Origin of the sequence: Rathayibacter sp. AY1F3, assembly GCF_002931975.1 — a bacterium.
In the GTDB taxonomy this organism is placed as follows: domain Bacteria; phylum Actinomycetota; class Actinomycetes; order Actinomycetales; family Microbacteriaceae; genus Rathayibacter.
The window spans coordinates 122,908-136,996 of sequence record NZ_PSVF01000006.1 but is presented as its reverse complement, the minus strand read 5'-3'; the positions used below and the strand labels follow the sequence as shown (position 1 = coordinate 136,996).

Sequence of the window (14,089 nt, the reverse complement as noted above, 5' to 3'; positions counted from 1 at the left end):
CGTACACCTCCGTCGGCGAGTCGCGTGCCGGAGCGGCATCTCGCGGGGCGCCCGACCCCTCCCCGCGAGATGCCGCTCCGGCACGCGACTCGCCGACGGAGGTGTACGAGAGCGGAGTCTCGCGGAGGGGAGACGGGGGCCGGTCACCCGTAGAGTGGCCGGGTGGAAGCAGCCGACATCGCCGACGACATCACCGAGGTCCTCTACACCGAGGCCGAGATCCACGAGCGGATCCGCGCCCTGGCCCGCGCCATCGAGCGCGACTACGCGGGCGAGAACCTGCTCATCGTCGGGGTGCTGCGCGGCGCCGTGATGGTGATGGCCGATCTGGCCCGCGAGCTCAAGCTCGACATCGTCATGGACTGGATGGCCGTCTCGTCCTACGGGAGCGGCACCAAGTCCTCCGGCGTCGTGCGGATCCTGAAGGACCTCGACTCCGACATCACGAACCGCAAGGTGCTGATCGTCGAGGACATCATCGACTCCGGCCTCACGCTCTCGTGGCTGCAGGGCAACCTCCGCAGCCGCGGCGCCGAGTCCGTCGAGATCTGCGCGCTGTTCCGCAAGCCCGCGGCCGCCAAGGTCGAGGTCGACGTGGCCTATGTCGGCTTCGACATCCCGAACGAGTTCGTGATCGGGTACGGGCTCGACTACGCCGAGCGCTACCGCAACCTCCGCGATGTCGCCGTCCTCGCCCCGCACGTCTACGAGTAGCCCCGCGGACACCGCGCAGGAGAGCCTCGAGCGGCTCTTCGCGGTGCCGCTGCTGGGCTACCACATGAGCTACCCGACCTCGCTGCGGGCCGACCTCGAGTTCAACTACTGGTGGCTCGCGCACGCGATCGACGCGGCCGTCGACGCCTTCGAGCGCACGGGCGACGAGGCGCACCTGGAGCGGGCCCGGCGGATCCATCGCGCGATCCGCCTCCGAAACGGCGGGCGCCTGGTCAACGGCTACTTCGACGACATGATGTGGCTCGGTGGCGCGCTCGCCCGCCTCGGGGAGGCCTCGGGCGACCCGCGCTTCCTCGACCGGGCCGACCGCCTGTGGCGCTTCGCCGTCGCGAAGGGCTGGAACCTCCGCCACGGGGCGAGCCTCGCCTGGCGCCGCCGGCAGCTGGACTACAAGAACGCGCCCGCGAACGGCCCGTTCGCGATCCTCGGCGCGCGCCTGGAGCGGCTGCGGCCCGACGGCCGGGAGGAGCTCTCGCGCGCCGCCCTCGACTGGATGCACGTGCGCCTCCGCGACGACGACACCGGCTTCGTCGCCGACGGCATCGGCCGCGAGGGAGGTTCCGCGCGCGACGACTGGGCCTTCAGCTACAACCACGCCGTGTACATCGGCGCGGCGCTCGCCCTGCACCGCCTGCGGCCCGACCTCCGCCTGGTCGCCCACGCCTCCCGCACGGCCGAGGACCTGCTGGACCGGCTCGCCCCCGACGGCGTCTTCGTCGACCAGGGATCGGGGGACGGTGCCCTGTTCGGCGGCATCGCCTACCGGCACCTCGTCGACCTCGCCACGACGAGCGGAGTCGCGCCCGCGGTGGCCGCCCGCCTCCGCGGCTTCGTCGCCGGCAGCGTCGCCGCGCTGCAGAGCTCGAGCGTCCGCCGCGGCGTGCTGCTGGCCGGGCCCCGCTGGGACGCGCCTCCGTCGCTGCCCGCCACGCTCTCGGCCGAGATCGGCGCCGTGCTCGCCCTGGAGGCGTCAGCGCGACTGGACCGGTCGCCGGTGCCGTCAGACTGACGGGGTGAAGGCACCCGAGAAGCGCACCGTCGCCGTCGTGATCAACCCGAGCAAGTTCGACGACGTCGGCGCCGCGGAGGACCTGGTCGCGACGATCGCGCGCCGCCACGGCTGGAACGAGCCGCTCTGGTTCGAGACCAGCCCGGGCGACTCCGGTGCCGCCGCGGCCCGCGCCGCACTCGAGGCGGGCCCGGACCTGGTCTGCTCGATGGGAGGCGACGGCACCGTCCGCGCCGTCGCCACGGTGCTGCGGGGGACCGGCGTCCCCTACGGCCTGCTGCCCAGCGGCACGGGCAACCTCCTCGCGCGGAACCTCGGGATCCCGCTCGGCTCGCTGCCCGAGGCGGTCGAGATCGCCCTGCTCGGGCAGGACCGCGCGATCGACGTGGGCACGGCCGCGTTCGACGACGGCGAGGAGCGGGTGTTCATGGTGATGGGCGGGGTGGGCCTGGACGCCGAGATCATGGACAAGACGGACGAGGAGCTGAAGAAGCGGGTGGGCTGGGGCGCCTACTTCGCGGCGGGGGCGCCGGCGATGTTCAAGGCCGGATTCGAGGTGACCCTCACGATCGACGGCGCGGAGGAGCCTCCGCAGCGCTGCTTCATGGTGCTGGCCTGCAACTGCAGCTCCGTGGTGGCGAACATCGAGCTGGCCGCGGGCGCGGTGCTCGACGACGGCGACCTGGAGCTGGTGCTGCTGCGTCGGCGCTTCGGCCTCGCGCTGGATGTCGCGACCGGCAACCGCAACGGGCTCGCCTCCCTCCGGCAGTGGCCCGGCCGCGAGTTCTCGTTCGAGCTCGACCAGCCGGTGCTCGCCGAGCTGGACGGCGATCCGGTCGGCCGCACCCGCTCCGGGCGCTTCGGCGTGGATCCGGGCGCCCTGCTCGTGCGCCTGCCGGTGCCGACGCCGCGGAGCCCGGGACTGACTCCGCACGACTCGGTGATCGTCGACACGTCCGCCATCGCGACGCTGCTCCCGGAGCCGCCCTCCTCCTGACGCTTGCGCGCTCTTCTTTACGGTTGTAAGTTATCTGACGGACGTAAAGAAGGCGCTCCTCGCGCCGGGAAGAAGGACCCCGTGACCGATCCGCGGCTCACCCGCTCGCGCGAGCTCCTGCTCACCGCGATCACGACGGCCCTCGACCGCCCGGGCGACGACCAGCCCTCCATCACGGAGCTCTGCGGCGCCGCGGGCGTCAGCCGCCCCACGTTCTACCAGCATTTCGGCGATGTGCCGTCCCTGATCGAGGCCGCCGCGGTGGAGCGGATGCACGCGCTGTTCGGCGACGTCGCTCCCGGCACCGCCCCCGCCGACTGGGAGGGCGCGGTCCCCCGCATCGTCCGCGGGCTCCTCGAGGGCCTGCTCGTGCACGCCGACTTCTACCGCCGCGTGCTGAGCGGAGGCACGGCCCGCGCCGTGCAGGAGTCGGTCGTCGCGTTCCTCGCGCAGCGGCTCCTCGCCTTCTCGCCCCTCGCCGAGCGCGGATCGGGCGGCGGCGACCACGCACGCGTCGAGCGCTTCGCCGTCCTCCTCGCCGCCGGCACCACCTGGCTTGTCGTCGGCTGGCTCCTCGACGGCGACGCCCGCCGTCCCGCGGCCTCGGCCTCCGCCGACATCGCCGAGCTCCTCGTCACCGGAGTCGCCTCGCCGCGGCTCGCCGCCCTGCACTCCACGAAGTAGAAGGACCATGACCACCTCCCCGCTCCGCCGCGCCCTGCGCGCCGTGAACCCGCGCCTCGTCGTCGTCTTCGCCGCGATCGCGCTCATCCCGCTGATCTACGCGGGACTGCTGACCTCGGCCAACCTCGATCCCACGCACCACCTCGGCACGGTGCCCGCCGCGATCGTCAACGAGGACACCGGCGCGACCGCCTCGGACGGCTCCGCGCTCGCCCTCGGCGACGACCTGACCGAGCAGCTCACCACCGACACGTCCGGCTCGGACTTCGCCTGGACGGCGACCGGTGCCGACGAGGCGTCCCGCGAGCTCGCCTCCGGCGACGTCCTCGCCGTGCTGACGGTGCCGGCCGGCTTCTCGGCCGACGTCGCCTCCGTCGGCGGCGACGACCCCGCCGCGGCCGTGCAGGCGAAGCTGTCGATCGAGACGAACGACGCGGCCAACCTGATCGTCGGCAACATCGCCTCCACCATCGGCACCACCGTGACGAAGACGCTGGAGGAGAAGGTCGGCGCGACCTACCTCGAGAACGTCTACCTCGGCTTCACCGACGTGCACTCGAGCCTCGAGCAGGCGGCCGACGGCGCCGCTCAGCTGGCGGACGGCGCCGGGACCGCCGCGTCCGGCTCCTCCGAGCTGGTCGTCGGGCTCGCGCAGCTGCAGGACGGCACCGCGCAGCTGGCGACCGGCGCCGACTCCCTCCGCTCGGGCACGGGGAGCGCGGCCTCCGGAGCGTCCGACCTCTCGTCGGGACTCCAGCGGATCGCGAGCGGGACCGGGCAGCTGCCCGACCAGGCGGCGGCGCTCGACACGGGAGCCCGCACGGTCGCCGCCGGCGCCCAGCAGCTCGACGGCGGAGCGGCGTCGCTCGCCTCGGGCGCCACCGACCTCGCCGCGGGGACGTCGACCCTGAAGGACGGCGCGGTCTCGGCGGCATCCGGTGCCGCGGCGCTGGCCACCGGGTCCGCCTCCCTCTCCGACGGAGCGGGGAAGGCCCTCGCAGGAGCCCAGCAGCTCGCGACCGGCGCGGGAGCGCTCGCGACCGCCACTCCGCAACTCGCCACCGGAGCGACCGGAGTCGACTCCGGCCTCGCCTCCCTGCTCTCGCGGTACGACTCGCTGTCCGACGCCCAGCGCGTGGCCGAGCTGACCGCCCTCGAGCAGGGTGCGGCCGCTCTCGCGGGCGGAGCCGCCTCGGCGGACGCGGGCGCGCAGACGCTCGCCTCCGGTGCGACCGCGCTCGTCGGCGACGACGGGAGCGGACTGACGGCGCTCGCCGCCGGTGCCGCCACGGTCTCGGGCGGAGCCGCCGACCTCGCGACCGGCACCGCCGCTCTGTCCACCGGGGCGACCTCCGCCGCCGACGGCGCCCAGAAGCTGCAGACCGGTGCGCAGGCCCTCGCCCAGGGAGCTGCGACCCTCGACGGCGGAGCCGCGCAGGTCGCCGGCGGAGTGGACACCCTCTCCGGCGCGGTCGGCCCGCTCACCAGCGGCATCGCGTCCGCGGCCGCCGGCGCCTCCGACCTCGCCTCCGGGACGGCCGCCCTCGCGACGGGCGCCTCGGACCTCGCGGACGGCGCCGAGACCGCCGCGACCGGCTCGGCTGACGCGGCCACCGGTTCGCAGGACCTCGCCGACGGGATCGACTCGCTCGCCTCGGGATCGCGCACCCTCGACACGAAGCTCTCGGACGGCGCGGACGACGTGCCCACCTACACCGGCGAGCAGGCTCAGGAGCTCAGCATCGTCGCGGCCGCCCCGGTCGGGATCGACGCCGAGCGGATGAACCGCGTGCCGTCCTACGGCTACGGCCTCGCCCCCTACTTCATGGCGCTCGCGCTCTGGGTCGGCGCGCTCGCCTTCTACCTGATGAGCGCCCCGCTCAGCTCCCGCCTCCTCGCCGCGCGCCGGCCCGCCTGGGTCAGCGCGCTGCGCAGCTACCTGCCCGGCGCGCTGATGGCGGTCGCCCAGGGCGTCCTGGCCGCGCTCGTCATCCGCTTCGGAGTGGGCGTCGAGGCGTCGAACCTGCCCGGGCTGATCGGGATCGCCGTGCTCACGAGCCTCACCTTCGTGGCGATCAACCAGGCGCTGATCGCGCTGCTGGACGCCCCGGGCCGGTTCCTGGCGCTGCTGATGATCGTGCTGCAGCTGTCCTCGGCCGGAGGAACCTACCCGGTCGAGACCGCGCCCGCGTTCTTCCAGGCGATCCACGGCGTGCTGCCGCTGACCTGGACGGTGGAGGCGTTCCGCTCGCTGATCGCCGGCGGCAGCATCGGAGTCGCGCACGCGGTCCTGGTGCTCGTGCTCTGGCTGGTCGGGGCGCTCGCCGTGACCGTGCTGGCCGCCGCCCGCCGCCGCCGCGGCCTCGTGCCCGTCCTCCGCGACCCGGAGCCCCTCCTCGAGTCGGCCTGACCCGGGCCGGGCGGGCCCGGCCTGCCCGGTCCGCGCCTGCTGCCCCTTCTCGCGGCACGCCCCGCTCGGACGCCAGCGCCCCCCGAGACCGCAGTAGTTGTCGCTGTCGAGCTCGAGTGCGACAACTCCTGCGCTCTCGCGGCGCGCCCTGCCCGTGAAGCACCCGCCTCCACCCGCAAGGCAGAGGACGCGGACCGGGAAACGCGTGTCAGCGTTTCCCGGCAGTCCGACGAGACCCGCTCTGCGGAACGCACCCCGTCGCGAAGCCGACCGCGCGCGGGGATGCGGCCCGCCGCATCCCCGCCAGACCACACAGCCCGCGGCCGTTCGGCCCACGGCGAACGCGTGGGCGGCGCTCAGAGTGCGGGAGGTAGCCTGGCAGGCACAATCTCCTCGTCAGAAAGGCGCCGGGTGTCGCACCCGCAACAAGCATGAACGTGAAGCGCATCTTCCGGGGTCCCATCCTCTACGTCGTCCTGGCGATCGTCGCGGTGTGGATCGGCTCCTCGCTGATCACCATGTCCGGCTTCCGGCCGGTCACGACGCAGGAGGGTCTCGACCTCCTGAAGGACGGCAAGGTCGACTCGGCGAAGATCGTGGACGGCGAGCAGCGCGTCGATCTCACGCTCAAGCAGGCCGACGGCGACAACGGCACGCAGGTGCAGTTCTACTACGTGGCCCCTCGCGGCGCGGAGGTCGTCGACGCGGTGTCCGCGGCCGATCTCGGCAGCACCGGCTACAACGACGAGGTCCCGCAGACCAACTGGTTCCTCTCGGCTCTCGGCTTCCTGCTCCCCATCCTGCTGATCGGCGCGTTCTTCTGGCTGATGCTCTCGGGCATGCAGGGCGGCGGCAACCGCGTCATGCAGTTCGGCAAGTCGAAGGCGAAGCTCGTCTCGAAGGAGTCGCCCAAGGTCACGTTCGGCGATGTCGCCGGCGCCGACGAGGCGATCGAGGAGCTGCACGAGATCAAGGAGTTCCTCAAGGAGCCCGCGAAGTTCCAGGCAGTCGGCGCCCGCATCCCGAAGGGCGTCCTGCTCTACGGCCCTCCCGGCACCGGCAAGACCCTGCTGGCGCGCGCGGTCGCGGGCGAGGCGGGCGTCCCCTTCTACTCGATCTCCGGATCGGACTTCGTCGAGATGTTCGTCGGCGTCGGCGCGAGCCGTGTCCGCGACCTGTTCCAGCAGGCGAAGGAGAACTCGCCGGCCATCATCTTCGTCGACGAGATCGACGCCGTCGGCCGTCACCGCGGCGCCGGCATGGGCGGCGGTCACGACGAGCGCGAGCAGACCCTCAACCAGCTGCTGGTCGAGATGGACGGCTTCGACGTCAAGACGAACGTCATCCTGATCGCGGCGACGAACCGCCCCGACATCCTCGACCCCGCACTGCTGCGTCCGGGCCGCTTCGACCGCCAGATCGGCGTCGACGCCCCCGACCTGCTCGGCCGCAAGCGGATCCTCGAGGTCCACGGCCGCGGCAAGCCGCTCGCCGGCGGAGTCGACCTCGAGGTCGTCGCCCGCAAGACCCCGGGCTTCACCGGCGCCGACCTGGCCAACGTCCTCAACGAGGCCGCACTGCTCACCGCCCGCTCCAACGCGCAGCTGATCGACAACCGCGCGCTCGACGAGGCCATCGACCGCGTCATCGCGGGGCCGCAGCGCCGCACGCGGGTCATGCGCGACAAGGAGAAGCTGATCACCGCCTACCACGAGGGCGGACACGCTCTGGCGGCGGCGGCGATGCGCCACACCGACCCCGTGACCAAGGTCACGATCCTTCCGCGCGGTCGCGCCCTCGGCTACACGATGGTGCTCCCGCTGGAGGACAAGTACTCCACGACCCGCAACGAGCTCCTCGACCAGCTCACGTACGCGATGGGCGGCCGCGTCGCGGAGGAGATCGTCTTCCACGACCCCACCACCGGAGCGTCGAACGACATCGAGAAGGCGACCTCCATCGCCCGCAAGATGGTCACCGACTACGGCATGTCCGCGAACGTCGGAGCGGTCAAGCTCGGCCAGTCGTCGGGCGAGATGTTCCTCGGCCGCGACATGGGCCACCAGCGCGACTACTCCGAGCAGATCGCCGAGACGGTCGACGCCGAGACGCGCCAGCTCATCGAGCAGGCGCACGACGAGGCGTGGCAGGTCATCAACGACAACCGCGACATCCTCGACCGCCTCGCGATGGAGCTGCTCGAGAAGGAGACGCTCGACCACGACCAGCTGGCCGAGATCTTCAAGGACGTCCGCCGCATCGACGAGCGCCCGCAGTGGCTCTCGAGCGACAAGCGCCCCCTGTCCGACCTGCCGCCCATCGCGGTCCCGGTCGCCAAGGCGCCGATCGACTCGGGTGCGACCGACGGGGGAGTCTCCTCCGCTGGTGCCGACGAGGTCGCGCCGAAGCGCCCGCCGCTGATCAACCCGCGCCCCGCGACGGCGTAGCGCGCGCGTGCCCGTCGACAAGGCGCGCATCGAGGCGGCCGTCGCCGAGATCCTCGCGGCCATCGGGGACGACCCGGGCCGCGAGGGACTCCTCGACACGCCGCGGCGGTTCGCCGAGGCGTACGAGGAGTTCTTCGGCGGGTTCGACGACGACGCCGCGGCCCAGCTGACCGAGACGTTCGCGGTGGTCGAGGGCGGCCAGGAGTCGCCGCTCGACCAGACGGTGATCGTGCGCGACCTCGCCTTCCGCTCCGTCTGCGAGCACCACCTCCTGCCGTTCCTCGGCGTCGCGCACATCGCCTACCGGCCGCAGGAGCGGGTCGTCGGCCTCGGCCGGCTGCCGCGCGTGGTCGAGACGGTCGCGTCGCGACCGCAGATCCAGGAGCGGATGACCGAGCAGATCGCCGACGCGCTCGAGCAGGGCCTCGCTCCCGAGGGAGTGCTCGTCGTGGTCGACGCCGAGCACGGCTGCGTGCGGATGCGCGGGCCGCGCCAGACCGCGAGCTCGACCGTGACGGTCGCCGCCCGCGGTTCCCTCGCCGACCCGGCCGCCCGCGCCGAGATCATCGCGCTGATCGGCGCCGCGCGGGGGGAGTGACGTGGCCACCACCGTCGCCGACCTCACGCCGACCGGCCGCGCCGCGCTCCTCGGGATCCTCAACGTCACTCCGGACTCGTTCAGCGACGGCGGACGCTGGCTGTCCGTCGACGACGCCGTCCGTCACGGCCTCGACCTGACCCGGCCCGCCGGGGACGGGCCCGCCGCGTTCGGCGCGGACCTGGTCGACGTCGGCGGAGAGAGCACCCGCCCCGGTGCGGCGCGCGTCGACTCCGCCGCCGAGCAGGGCCGCGTGCTGCCCGTCGTCCGCGCCCTCGCCGCGGAGGGGGTGCGCGTCAGCATCGACACGATGAGCGCCGCCACGGCCGAGGCCGCCCTGGATGCCGGCGCCGTCGTCGTCAACGACGTCTCCGGCGGCCTCGCCGATCCGCGGATGCTCGCGCTCGTCGCCGAGCGCGGCGCCGTCTACATCGCGATGCACTGGCGCGGGCACAGCGCGGGCATGACCGCTCTCGCCTCCTACGGCGACGTGGTGGCGGACGTCCGCGGCGAGCTCGAGCGCCGCGTCGACGCCGCCCGTGAGGCCGGGATCCGGGACGACCGCCTCCTGCTCGACCCCGGCCTCGGCTTCGCGAAGGTCGGCGCGCACGACTGGGCGCTGCTGGCCGGGCTCGACGCGATCGTCTCGCTGGGCTTCCCGGTCCTGGTCGGCCACTCGCGCAAGCGGTTCCTCGCTCCGTTCGCCCCCGCCGGCGCCCCGGCCGCCGAGCGCGACGAGGTCTCCGCCATGCTGAGCCTCATCGCCGCCGAGCACGGCGCCTGGGGCGTCCGGGTCCACGACGTCCGCTCGTCCGCCCGTGCCCTGGCCCTCGCCGCCCGACTCCAGGAGGAGACCCCGTGACCGCGATCGACCCCGCCGCCCTCGCCGTGCGCGACTCCATCACCCTCACCGGGCTGCGCGTGCGCGCGCACCACGGCGTCTTCGACTTCGAGCGCGAGAACGGACAGGACTTCGTGATCGACGCGACGGTCTGGCTCGACACCGCGCCGGCGGCCGAGGACGACGCGCTGGCCGAGACGGTGCACTACGGCGAGCTCGCGATCGCCCTGGCCGACGCGGTGACCCGCGACCCGGTCGACCTCATCGAGACCCTGGCCGAGCGCCTCGCCCGGGTCGCCCTGGGCTTCGCCGCCGCCGACGTCGTCCGCATCACCGTCCACAAGCCGGACGCGCCGATCCCGCTGCCGTTCGAGGACGTCGCCGTGCAGATCACGAGGACCCGCTCGTGAGGCCACGGCAGGAGCGCGTCCGCCCGGTGCGCCACGTCGTGCTCGCGCTCGGCAGCAACCTCGGCGACCGCCTGGCGCACCTCGAGGAGGCGCTGCGGGCCCTCGCCACGACGCCGGGCCTGCGCATCGAGGCGGTGTCCAAGGTCGTCGAGTCGCCCGCGTGGAAGCCCGAGGGCGTCGACGAGGACGCGCCCGGGTACCTCAACGCGGTCGTGACCGGCTCGACCGTCCTCGAGCCCGACGACCTGCTCGCGGCGACGGCGGCGATCGAATCGGCCGGCGGCCGGATCCGCGGCGAGGGCGAGGAGCGCTGGGGCGACCGGACCCTCGACATCGACGTGATCGCGGTCGGCGGCGTGCTCCGCGACGACCCGCACCTGACCCTCCCGCACCCGCGGGCGGCCGAGCGGGCCTTCGTGCTCGAGCCCTGGCTCGACGCCGAGCCGGCGGCGGTCCTTCCCGGAGCCGGACCCGTGGCCGAGCTGCGCGCACGGGCGACCGACCGCGTGACCGACCACCCGGCCGGGCTGACCTGGCCTGGGCGCGACTCCGCCCGCGGCAGCACCGCCGACCCCGAGAGCAGGACCCCGTGAGGCGCACCCGCATCAGCACCCTGCTCGGACTCGGCCTCGCCGGGGCCGTCGCGGGGTTCCTCCTCGACCTCGCGATCGCCGCCGCCGGCCGCCCCGTGCTCATCCCGCCGCTGACGGTTCCGCTGACCCTGATCGTGGTCGCCGCCCTCGTGCTCGGCTTCGCCGTGCCGATCCACCGCGCCACGAAGGGCACGCTGCGCCGGGCCATCGATCCGTTCCGGGCGATGCGCGTCGTGGTGCTGGCGAAGGCGTCCAGCCACGTCGGTGCTCTGCTGCTCGGAGCCTCCGGCGGCATCCTGGTGTACCTGCTGAGCCGTGCGATCCCTTCGCTAGGCTCCGTGTGGCAGGACGTCGCGACCATCGTGGGTGCGCTCGTCCTGCTGGTGGCCGGCCTGGTCGCCGAGCATCTGTGCACCATCCCGCCGAGCGACGACGACGACAGCGCCGTCGGCGAGGTGAACCACGCCTGACGCCGACGCCCGGATCGCCGCGGGCAGTGAGGACGACGCCATGCCCGCCGAGCCCGAGGACGCGTCGCCGACGACCCGCCGCGACGCGAGGGGACGCCGGCGGGACCGCCTCGACATCACGGGGGAGTGGCGCCGCGTCTCGCCCCGGTACGTCGCGGTCGAGATCGTGTCGGCCGTCGTGTCGAGCGTGCTGCTGCTCGCCGTGCCCGTGGTGCTGATGCTGATCGGCCTGCCGTGGGGCTGGATCCCGCTGGCCGCCGCGGCCGCACTCGCGGTGACCCTCCTGATCGTGGCCCCGCGCCGTGCGCGCGCCTACGGCTACCTCCTGCGCCAGGACGACCTCCTCTTCCGCCGCGGCATCATGTTCCAGCGCTTCGTGTCGGTGCCGTACGGGCGGATGCAGCTCATCGACGTCAACCGCGGGCCACTCGCCCGGGCGCTCGGCCTCGCCGACCTCCGCTTCGTCACCGCCGCCGCGGCCACCGGCGTCAGCATCCCGGGCCTGGCCGAGCAGGACGCGGAGGAGCTCCGCGACCGCCTGGTCGAGCTCGCCGAGTCGCGCCGGGCCGGCCTGTGACCGAGCTCCGCGCCGTCGAGACGGACCTCGCCGACGGGGAGTGGCACCGCCTGCACCCCGCGACACCGGTCCTCAAGGGCGGGATCGGCCTGCTGGTCGTCCTCGGCATCGTGATCACGAACCTCCGCGAGCGCCTGGTCGAGCTGTTCCTGCCCGGGCCGGAGGGGTACGAGAGCGGCGATCCGGTCGACGAGCTGCTGCGCCGCGGTCTCGTCGGCTGGGCGCTGCTGGCGGTCGCGGTGGGCCTGGCGGTCGCCGTCTTCGCGTTCTGGCTGTCCTGGCGGATGCACACCTTCCGCATCACGGACGAGCTCGTCGAGGTGCGCTCCGGCGTGCTCTTCCGGACCAACCGGCGGGCGCGGCTGGACCGCATCCAGGGCATCGCGGTGCAGCGTCCGCTGTTCGCCCGGCTGTTCGGGGCCGCGAAGCTCGAGGTGAGCGTGGCCGGGCAGGACGCGAACGTCCAGCTGTCGTACCTCGGGTCGCGCTTGGTTGACGCCCTGCGCCGCGACATCCTGCGGCTCGCGTCCGGGGTGCGCGAGCGGGAGGCGACGGTCGACGGTGCGGCTCCGGCGGGCGGCTTCCTGGCGCGCCGGCTGGAGGAGTTCGGTGAGCCTCAGGACGAGACGCCGCCCGAGTCGGTCGTCTCGATCCCGCCGGGCCGACTCCTCGGCTCGCTCGTCTTCAGCGGCTTCACGCTGTTCCTGGCCGCCTCGGTCGTCGCCGTGGTGTTCGTCGCCGTCTACGGCTCGCCCTACGTGCTCTTCGCGATCCTGCCGGGCCTGATCGGCTCGGGCAGCTACTACGTCCGCCAGTTCGTGCGCTCGCTCCGGTACTCGATCGCCGCGACGCCCGACGGCGTGCGGGTCGGCTACGGCGTGCTCTCGACCAGCAGCGACACGATCCCGCCCGGCCGGATCCACGCCGTCGAGATCACTCAGCCGCTGCTCTGGCGCCCCTTCGGCTGGTGGCAGGTGCGGATCGACCGCGCCGGCCACGCGGCCTCCCGCGGGGCGAACGGCGAGCCGAACACCACGATCCTGCCCGTCGGCGACCTCGCCGCGGTCGAGCGCGTCCTCGCCCTCCTGCTGCCCGGACCGGCTGAGGGAGCGGAGTCGACGCCCGTCGGAGACGCACTCCGGCACCGCGACGCGGCCGGCTTCACCCGGGCGCCGCGCTCGGCGGTGTGGCTCCGCCCCTTCTCGTTCCGGAGGACCGGGTACCGGCTGACGGACGAGGTCGCGATCCTGCGCAGCGGAGCGGTCTGGCGGCGGGTCGCCGTGGTGCCCCTGGCGCGGATGCAGAGCGTCGGGGTTCAGCAGGGACCGCTCCAGCGCCTGCTCGGGCTGGCCTCGGCGCGCGTGCACACGGTGGCCGGCCCCGTCACTCCGCTCGTGCCGGTGATGAGCGCGGCCGACGGACTCGCCTTCTTCGAGAGCCTCGCGACGGCCGGAGTGCGGGCCGCCGACCGCGACGCGAGCCACCAGTGGGGGCGGCGCGCGGCCGCACCCGCCCTGCCCGACTGGCCCGCTCCGGAGGGGGAACCGCATGCCTGAGAACCGCCGCGACGGACGCCTGGGCGTCGGCGTGATCGGTGCCGGACGCGTGGGCCCGGTGCTGGGTGCCGCGCTCGCCGGGGCCGGCCACGCCGTGATCGGGATCGCCACCACCAGCGAGAGCGGCCGCGAGCGCGCCGACGCGCTGCTCCCCGGAGTCCCCGTGCTCGCGATCCCCGAGCTCGTCGAGCGCAGCGAGCTGGTGATCGTCGCCGTTCCCGGGAGCGAGATCGCCGCCCTGGTCGCGGGGCTCGCCGCGACCGGAGCGTGGCAGCCCGGCCAGCTGGTGCTGCACACGGCGCCCGAGCACGGCTACGGGGTGCTCGCGCCGGCGCTCGCCTCCGGGGTCATCCCCCTGGCAGTCCACCCGGCGATGGCCTTCAGCGGCACCAGCCTCGACCTGGCGCGCCTCGCCGAGACCTACTTCGCCGTGTCGGCGCCGGGCCCGGTGCTGCCGATCGCGCAGGCGCTGGTGGTCGAGATGGGCGGGGAGCCGGTGACCGTGGCGGAGTCGGACCGCGCCGCGTACGCGGAGGCCGTCTCGACCGCCACGACCTTCTCGACGGCGATCGTCGACCAGGCGGCGGGTCTGCTGGCGGGCATCGGCGTCGAGAAGCCGGGCTTCTTCCTCTCCAGCCTCGTCCGCTCCTCCGTCGACGACGCCCTGCGCCGCGCGGCGGGCTGACGGGCGGCGCCGCTCGAGACGCCGCTCCCGGGTGGGACGCCGCTCGGGAGGCGGTGCCTCGCGGAGGAGCACGGCGT

At 74.0% G+C, this 14,089-nt stretch carries 14 protein-coding genes; all 14 read left to right on the top strand.

Annotated features, from left to right (window positions below; genetic code table 11):
* Positions 1-162 precede the first annotated feature (162 nt).
* The 14 genes from hpt (at position 163) to C5C39_RS05975 (ending at position 14,012) form a co-directional block, all read left to right on the top strand.
* Positions 163-714 carry a hypoxanthine phosphoribosyltransferase gene (gene hpt, locus C5C39_RS06040; protein WP_104238400.1) on the top strand — a complete coding sequence of 184 codons (552 nt, stop codon included), beginning with the start codon at positions 163-165 and terminating at the stop codon, positions 712-714.
* Entirely contained in the window at positions 680-1,744 is a 1,065-nt protein-coding gene (locus C5C39_RS06035) for a glycoside hydrolase family 76 protein (RefSeq protein WP_104352890.1), read from the top strand. The genes hpt and C5C39_RS06035 overlap by 35 nt, the downstream gene beginning before the upstream one ends.
* A 4-nt stretch (positions 1,745-1,748) precedes the next feature.
* A complete protein-coding gene (locus C5C39_RS06030; protein WP_104234307.1) occupies positions 1,749-2,741 on the top strand; it encodes a diacylglycerol kinase family protein in 993 nt (330 codons plus the stop codon).
* A gap of 81 nt (positions 2,742-2,822) precedes the next feature.
* The gene (locus C5C39_RS06025; RefSeq protein ID WP_104248069.1) at positions 2,823-3,425 is read left to right on the top strand and encodes a TetR/AcrR family transcriptional regulator; all 603 of its coding nucleotides are present in this window, start codon (positions 2,823-2,825) and stop codon (positions 3,423-3,425) included.
* Between the two features lie 7 nt (positions 3,426-3,432).
* A complete protein-coding gene (locus C5C39_RS06020; protein WP_104352889.1) occupies positions 3,433-5,835 on the top strand; it encodes a YhgE/Pip domain-containing protein in 2,403 nt (800 codons plus the stop codon).
* Positions 5,836-6,266: 431 nt separating this feature from the next.
* Positions 6,267-8,282, top strand: a complete 2,016-nt coding sequence (gene ftsH, locus C5C39_RS06015) for an ATP-dependent zinc metalloprotease FtsH (protein WP_104224104.1) — start codon at positions 6,267-6,269, stop codon at positions 8,280-8,282.
* A 7-nt stretch (positions 8,283-8,289) separates the two neighbouring features.
* On the top strand, positions 8,290-8,880 hold the full coding sequence (gene folE, locus C5C39_RS06010; RefSeq protein WP_104352888.1) for a GTP cyclohydrolase I FolE: 591 nt from the start codon (positions 8,290-8,292) through the stop codon (positions 8,878-8,880).
* A 1-nt stretch (position 8,881) separates the two neighbouring features.
* The gene (folP, locus tag C5C39_RS06005) at positions 8,882-9,742 is read left to right on the top strand and encodes a dihydropteroate synthase (protein ID WP_104287740.1); all 861 of its coding nucleotides are present in this window, start codon (positions 8,882-8,884) and stop codon (positions 9,740-9,742) included.
* On the top strand, positions 9,739-10,131 hold the full coding sequence (gene folB / locus C5C39_RS06000; RefSeq protein WP_258075781.1) for a dihydroneopterin aldolase: 393 nt from the start codon (positions 9,739-9,741) through the stop codon (positions 10,129-10,131). Before folP ends, folB begins: the two co-directional genes overlap by 4 nt.
* Positions 10,128-10,724, top strand: a complete 597-nt coding sequence (gene folK / locus C5C39_RS05995) for a 2-amino-4-hydroxy-6-hydroxymethyldihydropteridine diphosphokinase (RefSeq protein ID WP_104255533.1) — start codon at positions 10,128-10,130, stop codon at positions 10,722-10,724. The genes folB and folK overlap by 4 nt, the downstream gene beginning before the upstream one ends.
* A complete protein-coding gene (locus tag C5C39_RS05990) occupies positions 10,721-11,194 on the top strand; it encodes a DUF3180 domain-containing protein (RefSeq protein ID WP_104226009.1) in 474 nt (157 codons plus the stop codon). Before folK ends, C5C39_RS05990 begins: the two co-directional genes overlap by 4 nt.
* Positions 11,195-11,234: 40 nt before the next feature.
* Positions 11,235-11,771, top strand: coding sequence for a PH domain-containing protein (locus C5C39_RS05985; protein WP_104234302.1), 537 nt, complete (start codon positions 11,235-11,237; stop codon positions 11,769-11,771).
* The gene (locus C5C39_RS05980) at positions 11,768-13,327 is read left to right on the top strand and encodes a PH domain-containing protein (protein ID WP_104327245.1); all 1,560 of its coding nucleotides are present in this window, start codon (positions 11,768-11,770) and stop codon (positions 13,325-13,327) included. Before C5C39_RS05985 ends, C5C39_RS05980 begins: the two co-directional genes overlap by 4 nt.
* On the top strand, positions 13,320-14,012 hold the full coding sequence (locus tag C5C39_RS05975) for a Rossmann-like and DUF2520 domain-containing protein (RefSeq protein WP_104224097.1): 693 nt from the start codon (positions 13,320-13,322) through the stop codon (positions 14,010-14,012). The genes C5C39_RS05980 and C5C39_RS05975 overlap by 8 nt, the downstream gene beginning before the upstream one ends.
* Positions 14,013-14,089: the final 77 nt, after the last annotated feature.